Source organism: Methylopila sp. Yamaguchi, from assembly GCF_002897035.1.
GTDB lineage: Bacteria > Pseudomonadota > Alphaproteobacteria > Rhizobiales > Methylopilaceae > Methylopila.
This window is the reverse complement of sequence record NZ_BAUX01000005.1, coordinates 24614-37897: the sequence shown is the minus strand read 5'-3', so window position 1 is coordinate 37897 and position 13284 is coordinate 24614. Positions and strand designations below refer to the sequence as shown.

General features: G+C 69.1%; 12 protein-coding genes and 1 pseudogene. 3 read left to right on the top strand and 10 right to left on the bottom strand.

All coding sequences use genetic code 11. The annotated features are described in order from the left end of the window. Nucleotides 1–46 precede the first annotated feature (46 nt). The 4 genes and pseudogenes from rpsU to METY_RS07270 all read right to left on the bottom strand — a co-directional run. A pseudogene (gene rpsU / locus METY_RS07285) lies at nucleotides 47–265 on the bottom strand (30S ribosomal protein S21); the annotation flags it as partial. Nucleotides 266–449: 184 nt separating this feature from the next. Next, nucleotides 450–1529, bottom strand: coding sequence for a 5-(carboxyamino)imidazole ribonucleotide synthase (locus METY_RS07280; protein WP_103120729.1), 1080 nt, complete (start codon nucleotides 1527–1529; stop codon nucleotides 450–452). A gap of 2 nt (nucleotides 1530–1531) precedes the next feature. Next, nucleotides 1532–2041, bottom strand: coding sequence for a 5-(carboxyamino)imidazole ribonucleotide mutase (purE, locus tag METY_RS07275; protein ID WP_103120728.1), 510 nt, complete (start codon nucleotides 2039–2041; stop codon nucleotides 1532–1534). A 70-nt stretch (nucleotides 2042–2111) separates the two neighbouring features. Continuing rightward, on the bottom strand, nucleotides 2112–2336 hold the full coding sequence (locus tag METY_RS07270; RefSeq protein WP_103120727.1) for a YdcH family protein: 225 nt from the start codon (nucleotides 2334–2336) through the stop codon (nucleotides 2112–2114). 198 nt (nucleotides 2337–2534) lie between these two features. Between METY_RS07270 and METY_RS07265 the strand changes: the two genes are divergently transcribed. The 3 genes from METY_RS07265 to METY_RS07255 all read left to right on the top strand — a co-directional run bounded on the left by METY_RS07265 (nucleotide 2535) and on the right by METY_RS07255 (nucleotide 5939). Continuing rightward, the gene (locus METY_RS07265; protein ID WP_024816232.1) at nucleotides 2535–2717 is read left to right on the top strand and encodes a YdcH family protein; all 183 of its coding nucleotides are present in this window, start codon (nucleotides 2535–2537) and stop codon (nucleotides 2715–2717) included. A gap of 405 nt (nucleotides 2718–3122) precedes the next feature. Beyond that, nucleotides 3123–4922 (top strand): ABC transporter ATP-binding protein, encoded by a 1800-nt coding sequence (locus METY_RS07260; RefSeq protein ID WP_103120910.1) that lies wholly within the window; start codon nucleotides 3123–3125, stop codon nucleotides 4920–4922. A gap of 39 nt (nucleotides 4923–4961) precedes the next feature. Then, nucleotides 4962–5939 (top strand): hypothetical protein, encoded by a 978-nt coding sequence (locus METY_RS07255; RefSeq protein ID WP_244593559.1) that lies wholly within the window; start codon nucleotides 4962–4964, stop codon nucleotides 5937–5939. 85 nt (nucleotides 5940–6024) lie between these two features. Here METY_RS07255 and METY_RS07250 read toward each other — a convergent pair whose 3' ends face one another. From METY_RS07250 to METY_RS07225, 6 genes are all read right to left on the bottom strand, one after another. Next, entirely contained in the window at nucleotides 6025–6636 is a 612-nt protein-coding gene (locus METY_RS07250) for a L,D-transpeptidase (RefSeq protein ID WP_103120909.1), read from the bottom strand. A gap of 145 nt (nucleotides 6637–6781) precedes the next feature. Beyond that, the gene (gene glgA / locus METY_RS07245; protein ID WP_103120725.1) at nucleotides 6782–8218 is read right to left on the bottom strand and encodes a glycogen synthase GlgA; all 1437 of its coding nucleotides are present in this window, start codon (nucleotides 8216–8218) and stop codon (nucleotides 6782–6784) included. A 24-nt stretch (nucleotides 8219–8242) separates the two neighbouring features. Then, the gene (locus tag METY_RS07240) at nucleotides 8243–8932 is read right to left on the bottom strand and encodes a hypothetical protein (protein ID WP_103120724.1); all 690 of its coding nucleotides are present in this window, start codon (nucleotides 8930–8932) and stop codon (nucleotides 8243–8245) included. Between the two features lie 2 nt (nucleotides 8933–8934). Then, nucleotides 8935–10197 (bottom strand): glucose-1-phosphate adenylyltransferase, encoded by a 1263-nt coding sequence (gene glgC, locus METY_RS07235; RefSeq protein ID WP_103120723.1) that lies wholly within the window; start codon nucleotides 10195–10197, stop codon nucleotides 8935–8937. A gap of 99 nt (nucleotides 10198–10296) precedes the next feature. Further along, a complete protein-coding gene (locus tag METY_RS07230; RefSeq protein ID WP_103120722.1) occupies nucleotides 10297–12801 on the bottom strand; it encodes a glycogen/starch/alpha-glucan phosphorylase in 2505 nt (834 codons plus the stop codon). Between the two features lie 129 nt (nucleotides 12802–12930). Beyond that, nucleotides 12931–13161, bottom strand: a complete 231-nt coding sequence (locus METY_RS07225; protein ID WP_103120721.1) for a hypothetical protein — start codon at nucleotides 13159–13161, stop codon at nucleotides 12931–12933. Nucleotides 13162–13284: the final 123 nt, after the last annotated feature.

Sequence of the window (13284 nt, the reverse complement as noted above, 5' to 3'; positions counted from 1 at the left end):
TCGTTGATCAGCGCGCCCTCAGCGGGCGCCCGGGATCACCGAATCACTTCTTCTTCATCGGCAGCAGGCCTTCGCGCTGAGCGCGCTTGCGAGCCAGCTTGCGACCACGGCGCACCGCCTCGGCCTTTTCGCGCGCCTTCTTCTCGGAAGGCTTCTCATAATGTCCGCGGAGCTTCATTTCACGGAAGATGCCTTCGCGCTGCATCTTCTTCTTCAGGGCCTTGAGGGCCTGGTCGACATTGTTGTCGCGAACGAGAACCTGCACGTCGTGCCTCGGGTAGCGTTTGTCTCAGGGCGGATCGCCCTGCCAGCGACAGAGCGTGAACTAAAAAACAAAAAGACGTCGCACGCCTTCAGCGCACGCGTCTCATCACCGAAAGATGCTTAGCAGAGGGCTTGGCCCTTGTCCATGCGGGCGAAGTCCCTACGCGCGCGGGGTTTCGGCGGCCTCAGGTGACCCGGGTGACATGGCCCATCTTGCGGCCCGGTTTGGGCTCGCCCTTGCCGTAGAGGTGCACGGCGGCGCCTGGCTCGGCGAGCAGGTCGCGCCAGCCGTTCGCCTCCGCGCCGAGCAGGTTCGTCATGACCACCGCGCCGCGGGTGCGGGTCGAGCCCAGCGGCCAACCCGCGATGGCGCGCACGTGCTGCTCGAACTGGCTCGTCTCGGCGCCCTCGATCGTCCAGTGGCCGGAGTTGTGCACGCGCGGGGCGATCTCGTTGACGACCACCTTCTCGCCGGTCGGTCCGTCGACCAGGAACATCTCAACCGCGAACACGCCGACATAGGCGAAGGCGTCGGCGATCTTGCGGGCGATCGCGACCGCCGCCGCGGCCGTCTCCGGCTTGATCGCGGCCGGCACGTGCGAGGTGCGCAGGATGTGGTTCTCGTGCCGGTTCTCGACCACGTCGTAGGCGGCGAACGCGCCGTCGCGCCCGCGGGCGGCGACCACGGAAACCTCGGCGCGGAACGGCACGAAGGCCTCGAGGATGGCGGGCTGGCCGTTCATCATGCCGAGCGCGGCGTCGAGGCCGAGCCCCTCCCGCACCAGCACCTGGCCCTTGCCGTCGTAGCCGAAGCGGCGGGTCTTCAGCACCGCCGGGCGGCTGATCGCGCCGACCGCCGCCGCGAGGCTCGCGCGGTCGTCGACAGCCGCGAAGGCCGGCGTCGGCAAGCCGAGGTCACGCAGGAAGCTCTTCTCGCTCAGCCGGTCCTGGGTGGTCGCCAGCGCGTGGGCGTCGGGAAACAGCGGGCGATGGGCGGAGACGAGCCGCGCGGTCTCGGCCGGCACGTTCTCGAACTCGTAGGTGACGACGTCGACGCTCTCCGCGAACAGCGCGAGCGCGGTCTCGTCGTCATAGGCCGCGATCGTGCGCTCGGCCGCGACGTCGAACGCCGGGCTTTGCGGATCGGGCGCGTAGACGTGGACCTTGAGGCCGAGCGGGGCCGCGGCGAGCGCGAGCATGCGGCCGAGCTGGCCGCCGCCGAGGATGCCGATCGTTCCGCCGGGGCTGAGGGGCGCGCTCGTCATGGTCAGCTGTCTCCGACGGGGATCTCTGCGACGTTGTCCGTCTGGGCGGCGCGCCAGGCGTCCAGCCGCTGCGCCAGTTCGGGATCGGTCAGCGCGAGCACGGAGACGGCCAGCAGGGCCGCGTTGATCGCGCCCGCGCGGCCGATCGCCACCGTGCCGACGGGAATGCCGGCCGGCATCTGGACGATCGACAGAAGGCTGTCGAGGCCGGACAGGGTGTGCGATTGGACCGGCACGCCGAACACCGGCAGCGGCGTCATGGACGCCACCATGCCGGGGAGGTGGGCTGCGCCGCCGGCGCCTGCGATCACCACCTTGAAACCATCCTCGCGCGCCGCCTTTGCGAAAGCGACAAGCCGGTCCGGCGTGCGGTGCGCCGAGACGATCCGCGCGACATGGGCGACGCCGAGCTGGGTCAACGTGTTGGCGGTATGGACCAGCGTCGTCCAGTCGGACTGGCTGCCCATGACGATCGCGACAGGCGCGGGCTCGGCGCGGCGTTCCGCGACCATCTCAAAGGCTCCAGGACAGTGGGAGGAACGGCGACGATAGGCGCCGGCCGTGACGCGCGCAAGCGCGCCGTCAGGCGATGATGTCGGGGGTCAACTGATCGTGCAGGAAGGACATGCGGTCCTTCAGGCCCAGCTTGCGCTTCTTCAGGCGCTGGATCTGCAGCCGATCGCCCGCCCCGACGCGCTCCAGCGCCTCGATCGCGGAGTCGAGGTCGCGATGCTCTTCGCGGAGGCGGGCGAGTTCCTCCCGGGCCGCCTGCTCCTCGGCCCGCTCCTCGTCGTCCCGTCTCGCCATGTCATCCTGTCCGCCTCGACGCCACGCATGCGCGGCGGAGTATCGCCGCGGCCCTTGCGGGCGGCAAGGGCGCGAGCCCACCAGGAGGCGCAGCCGGTCGCGCATCTGTGATGGCCCGACAGCCCTTCTGACCGTTCGACAGACGAAAAGTCTCGTGACATGCTGATGACGTCAAACCAGACGAGGGAGACGTTCTTAATGTCCATCGAGTCGCATCTGGTCCAGCTTGAGAAGAAGCATCGCGCTATCGAGCGTGAAATCGAACTCGAGCTGACCCATCCGAACATGGATGAGGTCAAGGTCTCCGCGCTGAAGCGCAAAAAACTCCGGATTAAGGACGAGATGATCAAGCTGACTGGTCCGCAGCTTACGCTGCACTGAGGCCGTCGAAGCTCTTTTGTAGTTCCGTTGAAGCGCCGTCGATCAAAAAAGGTCGGCGGCGTTTTTATATGTGAGGCATTCCGGCCACAGAGGCGCGGGCGTCGCGGCGGGCCCACTTGCGGGGCGAATCGCCTGCGGGTACACGGATAGGCTCTGAATTTGGCCGCCAGACGGGAGGAGCCTGCATGACAGAGATCATCGCATTCGTGTCCTCCGGCCGGTCGCGCCGCCGCTAGGCCCGACCCGCGCGCGGTCCGCCGCCCGCGTCCGCCGACAAGTCTCCCTCGTCGTTAATCCTTCGTTCCGCGCGCCGGCGCGCTCGCGAGGTCGTCCTGCGACCCCCGCGGCTCGCCTCGCGTCGCCTATGTGGAGCCGGCCGTCGCCTGCGCGCGGCTGGAAGCCGTCATGTCTCATCCCCGCACTTCGCTTCGCGACGCGCCCTTCGCGAAGGTCGTCCGCTTCGTCTTCAGCCATTGGGCGCGTCAGCCCGCGCGGGTCGGGCTGGTCGCGGGCGCCATGGCGGCGGCGACCCTCGCCGACGTCGCGATCCCAGTGTTCGCCGGCCAACTGGTGGACGCCTTCGCAGCCGCGGATCGTGACGCCGCCCTGCCGGGCGCGCTGTGGGCCTTCGCGGCTATCGTCGGCCTGTCGGGGGCGATCGCGCTCGCGCGCTGCGTCGCCTTCATGACCGTGATCCCCATGACCCAGATGATCATGAAGGACGCCGCGGCCGAGGCCTTCGCGCGGGTGCAGCGGCTGTCGACCGACTGGCACGCGAACAGCTTCGCAGGCTCGACCGTGCGCAAGATCACGCGCGGCATTTGGGCCGTCGATCAGTTCGACGATCTCGTCTTGATCGCCCTGACGCCGTCGCTGCTCGTGCTGGTGGGCGCGACCGCGATCCTCGCCGCGCACTGGCCGCTCATGGGCCTCGTCACCTTCATCGGCGCGGTCGCCTATGTGGCGACGACCGTCGCGATCTCTCTGCTGTGGGTCGCGCCCGCCGCGCGCCTGTCCAACGCTTGGGACACCCGGCTCGGCGGCGTGCTGGCTGACGCCGTCACCTGCAACGGCGTCGTCAAGGCCTTCGGCGCGGAGGCGCGGGAGGAGGGACGGCTCGCCCAGGTGATGGAGAAGTGGAGCCGGCGCACCACCCGCACCTGGCGGCGCGGCACCTGGAACGGCGTGCTGCAGAACCTCATCCTGATGGCCCTGCGCGCCGCCACGCTCGGCGTTGCGGTGTGGCTGTGGTGGAGCGGGCGGGCGACCGCCGGTGACGCCGCCTTCGTGCTCACCATGTTCGCGGTCATCCACGGCTATCTGCGGGACGTCGGCATGCACGTCGCCGACCTTCAACGGTCGGTCAACGACCTGCAGGAGCTCGTCGAACTGCACGACGTCCCGATCGGCGTCGAGGACCTGCCGGACGCCCGGCCGATCGTCATCGGCGAAGGGCGCATCGCGTTCGAGAACGTCGACTTCCATTACGCCGGCCACGACACGCCGCTCTACCGCGACTTCTCGGTGGTGATCCGCGGCGGCGAGCGCGTCGGTCTCGTGGGGCGTTCGGGTTCGGGTAAGACCACCTTCGTCAAGTTGGTGCAGCGCCTCTACGACGCGACCGGCGGCCGGGTGACGATCGACGGCCAGGACGTGACGCACGCCACCCAGACCTCGCTCCGCGCGCAGATTGCGATCGTTCCCCAGGAGCCTGTGCTGTTCCACCGCTCGCTTGCTGAAAACATCGCCTACGCCCGGCCAAGCGCGAGTCTGGCCGAGATCGAGCGCGCCGCAGCGCTCGCCAACGCCGACGGCTTCATCGCCCGCCTGCCGAAGGGCTACGCCACTCTCGTCGGCGAGCGCGGCGTGAAGCTCTCCGGCGGCGAGCGCCAGCGCATCGCGCTCGCGCGCGCCTTCCTCGCGGACGCGCCGGTGTTGATCCTCGACGAGGCCACCTCGAGCCTCGACTCCGAGTCGGAGGCTGCGATCCAGGAAGCGATCGAACGGCTGATGATCGGCCGCACCACGATCGTGGTCGCGCACCGCCTGTCCACGGTCCGCGCCATGGACCGCATCCTGGTGTTCGAGCGTGGGCGAGTGGTGGAGCAGGGCGACCACGCGGCTCTCCTGGCGCGGCAGGACGGCGTCTACCGCCGGCTGTTCGAGCGGCAGTCGTCGGATCTCGTGGACGGCGCGGTTGCGTAAACGATTATGGCGCAATTGCGCCGGGGGCGCTTCTGCGACATGCTGCACTGCGATACAGACGCCACCCCCGGGGCCGCCGTGAAGATCACGACCGACATCCTGCACGCGGCGCAACTGGCGCGCGCCGCGTCGCTCCCCGAGCGCGCGGGCGCCGCGCCGGTGCGGACCGCCATTCTGGAAGGGGTCCAACAGCGCAACGCGGTGCTCGACGCGCTGTTCTACGACATCAAGGTCGTGAGCGAAGCCGAGGCGCAGGCGATCAGTCCCGGGCTCGCCGGCGAGGGCGCGATCCTGATCGTGCCGCCGCCCGGCGCCGGCGACATCACGCTGTGTCCGGGGCCCGAGCATTTCATCCGGTCAGGAGGCAAGGGCGTCACCACGCTGACGGTGGCGGGCGTCGGAAGCTGCGCGCTGGGCTCCGCCGCCTTCGCCCGCAACGTCGCGGCGGCGGTCGGCGCGCCGGTCGCGGCGGTGGTCTCGGGCTATGGGCTCGCGGATCTCGCGACGGAGGCTTTTGGCGGCTTCTTCTGGTTCGGCGGCCTCAGCGGCCTGCGGGGCATGTTCGAAGCGTTCGACGCCGCGAGCCGCCCGGCGCCCGCGCGTGAGCCCGGCGGCGCCGGGGGCGAGGACGTGCTCATCCGCCGAAGCCTCGACACCCAGACCGTGCTCGCCCTCCTCGAGCGGAAGGACATCGCCTTCGACCTGCTGGTCGGGCATTCCAAGGGCAATCTGGTGATCTCGGAGGCGCTGAACGCGCTGCGCCGCAAGGACGAAGCGCGTCTTCGGCGGCTCGCCGCCTCCGCCAAGGTCGTCACGATCAGCGCGCGCGTCGCCCTGCCGCCGGCGTTTCAGAACGTGGTCGACGTCATGGGCGAATGGGACTGGTTCGGCCGGCTCAACTCGCGGCCCGGCGGTCCGGCCGGCATCGTCGCGCCGGGCGCTTGGCACCACACCAACACCGACCTGCCGGCGCACCTCGACGTGGTCGCCGTCGTGCGTCAGGCGCTGGCGCGCTAAAGCCAGTCCGTTTCCGCTGGAGGTCCGGCGCGCGGGTCCCGGCTCAAGGCCCGGGACGCCGGCAGGCTTGCTTGAACGTCGAGACCTACCGCACCACGACCTTCGCGCCGAGCGGCACCCTCTGATACAGGTCCTCGACGTCGAAATTGACCATGCGGATGCAGCCGGACGACATGGCCTGGCCGATGGTCTTCGGCTCATTGGTGCCGTGGATGCGGAACAGGGTGTCCTTGCCGTCGCGGTGGAGATAAAGCGCGCGGGCGCCCAGCGGATTCTCCGGCCCTCCGGCCATGCGCAGCGGCAGGTCCGGGCGGCGCTGCAGCATCTCGGCCGGCGGCACCCAGTCCGGCCACTCCTGCTTCGCGCCGACCTTGGCCTCGCCCGTCCAGCCAAATCCTTCGCGGCCGACGCCGACGCCGTAGCGCATCGCCTTGCCGTCGGGCTCGACGAGGTAGAGGAACTTGTCGCTGGTGTTGATGACGATGGTGCCGGGGGCCTCGCCTGTCGGGTCCGTCACCTGCTGCCGGCGAAACTGCACGGGCAGCGTGTCGGGGTAGCTCGTGGCCATGGCGGCCGCGACATAGCCGGAGGAGGACGTTCCCGTTCCAGCGGCGCCGCCGCACCCTGCGAGCGCGCCGGCCGCCAGACAGACGGCGAGCGTCGAAAAGGCCTGAGAGCGAACCCAACGCAACGTCATGATGTTCCCCGACGCCACCGCGGCGTGCGGGTCGCGCCGTCGGACTAGACGCAAGAATAGAGCGCCCCGCGGTCAGCAGGAGAGCGACCTTGGGAGCGCCGCGTGGATTCCGCAGTGCGATGTCGCCCGGACGCCACAGTCGCGCCTAGCGGGCGAGCGAGGCGTAAAGCTCCGCATAGGCCTTGGCCGAGGCGTCCCACGAGACGTCGGCGCGCATGGCGTTGGCCTGACACTGCGCCCAGGCTTGGCCGTCTGCGTAGAGCTGCGCGGTGCGGCGCAGCGCCGTCTCCAGCGCGCTCCGGTTGACCGGGTTGAACTGGACGCCGGTCGCGACGCCCGCCGCCAGCGCCATCGGGTTGGCGTCGATCACCGTGTCGGCGAGGCCGCCCACGCGTGACACGACGGGCAGCGCGCCGTAGCGCAGCGCGCAGAGCTGGGTCAGGCCGCAAGGCTCGAACCGCGACGGCACCAGGATCGCGTCGGAGCCCGCCTGCACGAGATGGGCGAGGCGCTCGTCGTAGCCGATGAAGACGCCGATGCGTCCGGCGTGCCGGTCGGCGAGATCGCGGAACCGGGCTTCAAGCTCGGGTTCGCCGGAACCCACCAGCGCAAGCGCCCCGCCGAGATCGAGCAGGGCGGGAATCGCGTCGGCCAGCAGGTCGAGGCCCTTCTGGCTCGACAGCCGGCTGATGACCCCGAAGATCGGCCCGGCGGCCGGCGCCAGGCCGAAGCGCGCCAGCAACGCGGCGCGGCTCGCGGCGCGGCCGCCGCGGTCGCGGGCGGAGAAGGGCGCGGGCAGGTCGACGTCGGTCTCGGGATTCCAGACCTCCACGTCGATGCCGTTGAGGATCCCGACGACGTCCGCCGCGCGGTCGCGCAGCAATCCCTCCAGCCCGACGCCGCCGTCCGGCTCGAGGATCTCGGCCGCGTAGGTCGGGGACACCGTCGTGATGCGGTTCGCGAACTTCAGTGCGGCCTTCAGGAAGCCGATCCCGCCGTAATACTCCACGCCGTGGATCGTCAGCGCGTGATCCGGCAGGCCGAGGGCGCTGAGCAGCGTGGGCGGGAACCAGCCCTGGAAGGCGATGTTGTGGATGGTCGCAACCGTCTGCGGCCGCGGCCCAGCGCCGTAGGCGAGATAGGCCGGCGCGAGTCCCGCCTGCCAGTCGTGCAGATGCACGACGTCGGGCGCCGGCAGTCCTGCCGCGCCGCGTCCGATCTCCGCCGCGACCTTTCCAAGCGCTGCGAAGCGGAAGGCGTTGTCGGGCCAGTCCCGCCCGTCCGGGCCGACATAAGGGTTGCCCGCCCGGGCGTAGAGGTGCGGCGCGTCGATCGCGATGACGTCGAGCCCCTTCGCTTCGCCCGCGATCAAGGCGGCGGGACCGCCGAAGAGATCATCGAAGCGGAAGAACGCTTCGCCGTCCTGAAGCGCCGCCATAACGGCGGGATAGCCCGGCAACAGCGTGCGCACGGCGACGCCCTGCCGCGCGAGCGCCGCCGGCAGCGCGCCCACGACGTCGGCGAGCCCGCCGGTCTTGATCAGCGGAAAGGCTTCCGACGCGACGGCGAGAACGGCGGTCATGGCGACTCGACGAGACAGGTGTGGCTACGACGTAGGCTTTATCCAGTCGAAGGCTGCAGTGCGAGCAAGCGAGTCTCGGAGGGCCGGGTTTGGCTCATCCAGATGCGCGCCCGTGCCGGGCCTCCTGCAGGGGGCGTCTTGACGCTCGCCGATTATAAGGCGGACCGCGCGATTCTCGGGGTCTAACGTCAGCAGGATGACGGTTTGGCAGCTTCTGGCGTTCCGACCGATAGACCGTGCGAACAGCATGATGAGCGGATGGATCTGCGCCAGATCAGGGGTCTCATAGCGCGACGAACTCAGCAGGTCGCGCCGCAGCAGCAAGAAGGTGCGGATCAGCGCGCCCTGCTCGACCTCGTTCAGAGAGTCGTACGTCGTCGCAAGCACGATCGAGCAGCTCCGCGCCGCCGCCGGGCGCTTGGCGAGGTCGGTCTCGACGACAGCGAAGCGGCTACCGTTTCGGATCCAGGCCCGCTGATGGTCACGCCTAAATTTGATATCCGCTCGCAGGGCGGGCGGAGGCGTGAACGCCTCGAGGTCCGAGGCGTCAAACGGTGCGCTGCGCTCTACGGACGCTATGCAGCGCTCCGCGAGATCGCGCCACTCCGCGCTGATCCGGTCCTGCGGCTCGCGGTCGATCAACGCGCGGGCGGCGCCGCCGAGAGCCAGGCTCCCGATCAGGACCGCCGCCCACGTGCGATACCGAAAGCCCACGTCTACAGCCGGTCGATCATCGACTGCGTGATCAGGCACACGCCCTTGCTCGTGCGGCGGAAGCGCTCGGCGTCGAGTTCGGGGTCCTCGCCCACCACGAGCCTCTCCGGGATCTTCACGCCGCGGTCGATGACGACGTTCTTCAGGCGCGCGTGCCGTCCGATGTCGACGTAGGGCAGCACCACCGCGCGCTCGATCTCCGAAAAGGAGTTGGCGCGCACGCCCGTGAACAGCAGCGACTCCCGCACCCCGGCGCCCGAGACGATGCAGCCGCCGGACACGAGCGACGAGACCGCGCGGCCGCGGCGCTCGTCGCTGTCGTGGATGAACTTCGCGGGCGGCGTGATCTCGGAGAAGGTCCAGATCGGCCAGTCGTGGTCGTAGAGATCAAGCGCGGGCACGAAGTCGGTGAGGTCGATGTTCGCTTCGAAATAGGCGTCCACCGTGCCGACGTCGCGCCAGTAGGGCTCCTGTTCGGTGGCGGAGCGCACGCAGGAGCGCGCGAAGTGGTGGGCGACGGCTTTGCCGCCCTTCACGATCTGCGGGATGATGTCCTTGCCGAAGTCGTGGGCAGAGTTCGGATCGGCGGCGTCCTTGCGCAGCAGGTCGAACAGGAAGGGCGTGTCGAAGACGTAGATGCCCATGCTGGCGAGCGAGACGTCCGGCTTGCCGGGCATCGCCGGCGGGTCGCTGGGCTTCTCCAGGAAGTCGACGATGCGGTCGCTCGCGTCGACGTGCATCACGCCGAAGCCGGAGGCCTCCGCGCGCGCCACCTCGAGGCAACCGACGGTGACGTCGGCGCCGCTCTCGACGTGCTGGGCGAGCATGAGCTCGTAGTCCATCTTGTAGATGTGGTCGCCCGCAAGGATCACCATGTGCCGCGGGGCGTAGTCTTCGATGATGTCGATGTTCTGATAGACGGCGTCCGCCGTGCCGAGATACCAGGCCTCTTCGGAAACGCGCTGGCTCGCCGGCAGAACGTCGAAGCTTTCGTTGCGCTCGGTGCGGAAGAAGTTCCACCCCCGCTGCAGGTGGCGGATCAGGCTGTGCGCTTTGTACTGTGTGGCGACGCCGATGCGGCGGATGCCGGAGTTCAGCGCGTTCGACAGCGCGAAGTCGATGATGCGGGTCTTGCCCCCGAAGTAGACCGCGGGCTTAGCCCTCCGGTCCGTGAGCTCCATCAGCCGCGATCCCCGCCCGCCGGCGAGGACGTAGGCCATGGCTCCGCGAGCGTAGGGCGGGCCGAGCGGCGATTTGGGCGGCATGGCGGGCGTGTCTCCGGGTATGTCGTTGCGTCGGCCGTCCTCGCCGCGCCGGGGCGGCGCGACGGGCGGCCGTTCAAAGGGGGAAGGCCGGAACGCGCGTCAGCCCAGCGACGGGCGCACGTTCCAGATGTCCTCGGCGTATTCACCTATCGTCCGGTCGGACGAGAACCAGCCCACCTGGGCCGTGTTCGCGATGCTGGAACGCATCCAGGCGTCGCGGTCGCGCCAGAGTTTGTAGACCCTGCGTTGCGCGGCGAAGTAGGCGTCGAAGTCCGCGGTGACCAGGAAGGTGTCGTGCTCCAGCAGGCCGTCGATAAAGCCGCGGTAGCGCGCGGGGTCGCCGGGCGAGAACACGCCGTTGCGGATTGCGTCCAGCACCTCGCGCAGCACCGCGGAGTTCTCCACCGCCGCGTGGGCGTCGTGGCCGCGCCGCTTGCGAGCCTCCACCTCCTGGGCGGTCAGGCCGAAGATGAAGATGTTGTCGTCGCCGACCCGCTCCTTGATCTCGACGTTGGCGCCGTCGAGCGTGCCGATGGTGAGCGCGCCGTTGAGCGCGAGCTTCATGTTGCCGGTGCCGGAGGCCTCCATGCCCGCGGTCGAGATCTGCTCGGAGAGGTCGGCGGCCGGGATGATCGCCTCGGCGAGGCTGACGTTGTAGTTCGGCAGGAACGCGACCTTCAGCAGGCCCCGCACCGTCGGGTCCTGGTTCACCACCCGCGCCACGTCGTTCGCAAGCTTGATGGTGAGCTTGGCTTGGTGATAGCTCGCCGCCGCCTTGCCCGCGAAGATCTTCACCCGCGGCATCCAAGCCCGCATCGGCTGGGCGCGCATCGCGTTGTAGATCGCGACCGTTTCCAGGATGTTCAGCAGCTGGCGCTTGTACTCGTGGATGCGCTTGATCTGGACGTCGAACAGGGCGTCGGGGTCGACGTGGACGTCGAGCCGGTCGGAGATGATCTTGGCGAGCGCGACTTTGTTGGCGCGCTTCGACTCCGCGATCTTTTCCTGCAGCGCCGAGTCGCCCGCCATCGGCAGGAGCTTCATCAGCTCGTTCGGGTCGTCGAGCAGCTCCGGGCCGATGGCCTCGATCAGGATCGAGGTCAGTCCCGGGTTGGCCTGGCTGAGCCAGCGGCGGAAGGTTATGCCGTTCGTCTTGTTGACGATGCGCGTGGGGTGCAGCGCGTGCAGGTCGCGGAACACCGTCTGCTTCATGAGCTCGGTGTGCAGCGCCGAGACGCCGTTGATCTTGTGCGAGCCGACGAAGGCCAGCTGGCCCATGCGCACGCGCCGGCCGTTGTTCTCGTCGATGAGGGAGATAGAGGCCAAAACCGCGTCGTCCGCGGCGCGCTTCTTCTTGGCGGCCTCGAGCTCCAGCGCGTTGATCAGGTAGATGATCTGCATGTGCCGCGGCAGCAGCCGCTCGATCAGCGGCACAGGCCAGCTCTCGAGCGCTTCCGGCAGCAACGTGTGGTTGGTGTAGGAGAAGGTCGCGACGGTGACCTTCCAGGCGTCCGCCCATTCGAAGCCGTGCAGGTCGAGCAGGATCCGCATCAGCTCCGGCACCGCGATCGCGGGATGGGTGTCGTTGAGCTGGATGGCGACGTGGTCGGGCAGCGAGCGCAGGTCGCCGTGCTCCTCCAGATGGCGGCGGATGAGGTCCTGCAGCGAGGCCGAGGCGAAGAAGAACTCCTGCCGCAGCCTGAGCTCCTGGCCGTTCGGGGTCTCGTCGGAGGGGTAGAGCACCTTCGAGATCGACTCCACGCGCACCCGGTCGGCGAGCGCGCCGATGTAGTCGCCGCGGTTGAAGGCGTCGAGCTTCAGCGGGTCGGCCGCGCGCGCCGACCACAGCCGCAGCGTGTTCACATGGCGGCCGCGCCAGCCCACGACGGGGATGTCGAAGGCGACCGCCTCGACCACTTCGCCCGGCCGCCAGACGTGGCGCACCGCGCCCTGCTCGTAGACCTGCTCGACATAGCCGCCGAAGCCGATGGGATAGTCGATCTCCGGATGGGCGAACTCCCAGGGGTTGCCGAAGGAGAGCCAGTCTTCCGGATACTCCTGCTGCCAGCCGTCGCGCATGCCCTGGCGGAACAGGCCGTGATCGTAGCGGATGCCGTAGCCGAAGGCCGGCACGCCGATCGAGGCCATCGAATCCATGAAGCAGGCGGCGAGACGGCCGAGGCCGCCGTTGCCGAGCGCCGCGTCCGGCTCGGCGGTGCGGATCACGTCGAGGTCGACGCCCAGACCTTCTAGCGCCTCGCGCGCGGTCTCGGTGAGGTTGAGGTTGTTGAGCGCGTCGAACAGCAGCCGCCCGATCAGGAACTCGAGCGAGAGGTAGTACACCCGCTTCTCGGGTTTCTTGTCCTTGGACGCGTGGTCGACGACCCAGCGATCGACGATTCGGTCGCGCACGGCGTAAGCGGTCGCCACGAACCAGTCGCGCGGGCTCGCGGTCTCGGGCGAGCGGCCGACGGAATAGGTCAGCTCCGCCAGGATCTCCTTGCGCAGCTTGGCGGCGTCCACGCCGCCTTCGGGCGCGCCGGCCGCAGCCTCGCGCTTCGGTCGGGCGATCTCGTTCGTGGCCGGGCTGGCGACGTCGTCCATGATCGGGCTCCCTCAGATGGCGCGTCGGTGACGACGCTGGGAGCCGCAGTCAAACACGCACGCCGCGCGATGGCGATTGCTGCATCGCGAAGACAGCAAAAAAACTGAGCGTAACCGTCGCGTTAGGGCTCAGCCGCGCGCGAAGCGCAGCACGTTGCCGTCCTGTGCGCCCGCGGCGTCGCGGACGGCGTCGTCCTGCGCAAGGATGTCTTCGAGCCTCGCTCGGAGATCGCGGACCGAGACCAGCAGATCCATGCCGAGGCCAAGCGGCGCGCACATCAGCGTCGTCGCATAGACGTCGAGCGCTTGAATCGTCAGATCCGCCTCCTGGCGGGACATGGTGAACTTGACGGCGTCCATTTCGCTTCACCCCAATCAGCGACGTTCCGCAGGGCCCTCGCATCCGAAAGCGCGCGAAACAAGGCGCGGCCCCCCCGGGCCGCCGGCGTCTTGTTGCGCCGGTCGCCAATTGAACCACGAAGC

What these genes read in the sequence shown, in the direction of transcription:
- METY_RS07280 (WP_103120729.1), bottom strand. Translation starts at nt 1,529, where the DNA reads ATGACGAGCGCGCCCCTCAGCCCCGGCGGAACGATCGGCATCCTCGGC.
- purE (WP_103120728.1), bottom strand. Translation starts at nt 2,041, where the DNA reads ATGGTCGCGGAACGCCGCGCCGAGCCCGCGCCTGTCGCGATCGTCATG.
- METY_RS07270 (WP_103120727.1), bottom strand. Translation starts at nt 2,336, where the DNA reads ATGGCGAGACGGGACGACGAGGAGCGGGCCGAGGAGCAGGCGGCCCGG.
- METY_RS07265 (WP_024816232.1), top strand. Translation starts at nt 2,535, where the DNA reads ATGTCCATCGAGTCGCATCTGGTCCAGCTTGAGAAGAAGCATCGCGCT.
- METY_RS07260 (WP_103120910.1), top strand. Translation starts at nt 3,123, where the DNA reads ATGTCTCATCCCCGCACTTCGCTTCGCGACGCGCCCTTCGCGAAGGTC.
- METY_RS07255 (WP_244593559.1), top strand. Translation starts at nt 4,962, where the DNA reads ATGCTGCACTGCGATACAGACGCCACCCCCGGGGCCGCCGTGAAGATC.
- METY_RS07250 (WP_103120909.1), bottom strand. Translation starts at nt 6,636, where the DNA reads ATGACGTTGCGTTGGGTTCGCTCTCAGGCCTTTTCGACGCTCGCCGTC.
- glgA (WP_103120725.1), bottom strand. Translation starts at nt 8,218, where the DNA reads ATGACCGCCGTTCTCGCCGTCGCGTCGGAAGCCTTTCCGCTGATCAAG.
- glgC (WP_103120723.1), bottom strand. Translation starts at nt 10,197, where the DNA reads ATGCCGCCCAAATCGCCGCTCGGCCCGCCCTACGCTCGCGGAGCCATG.
- METY_RS07230 (WP_103120722.1), bottom strand. Translation starts at nt 12,801, where the DNA reads ATGGACGACGTCGCCAGCCCGGCCACGAACGAGATCGCCCGACCGAAG.
- METY_RS07225 (WP_103120721.1), bottom strand. Translation starts at nt 13,161, where the DNA reads ATGGACGCCGTCAAGTTCACCATGTCCCGCCAGGAGGCGGATCTGACG.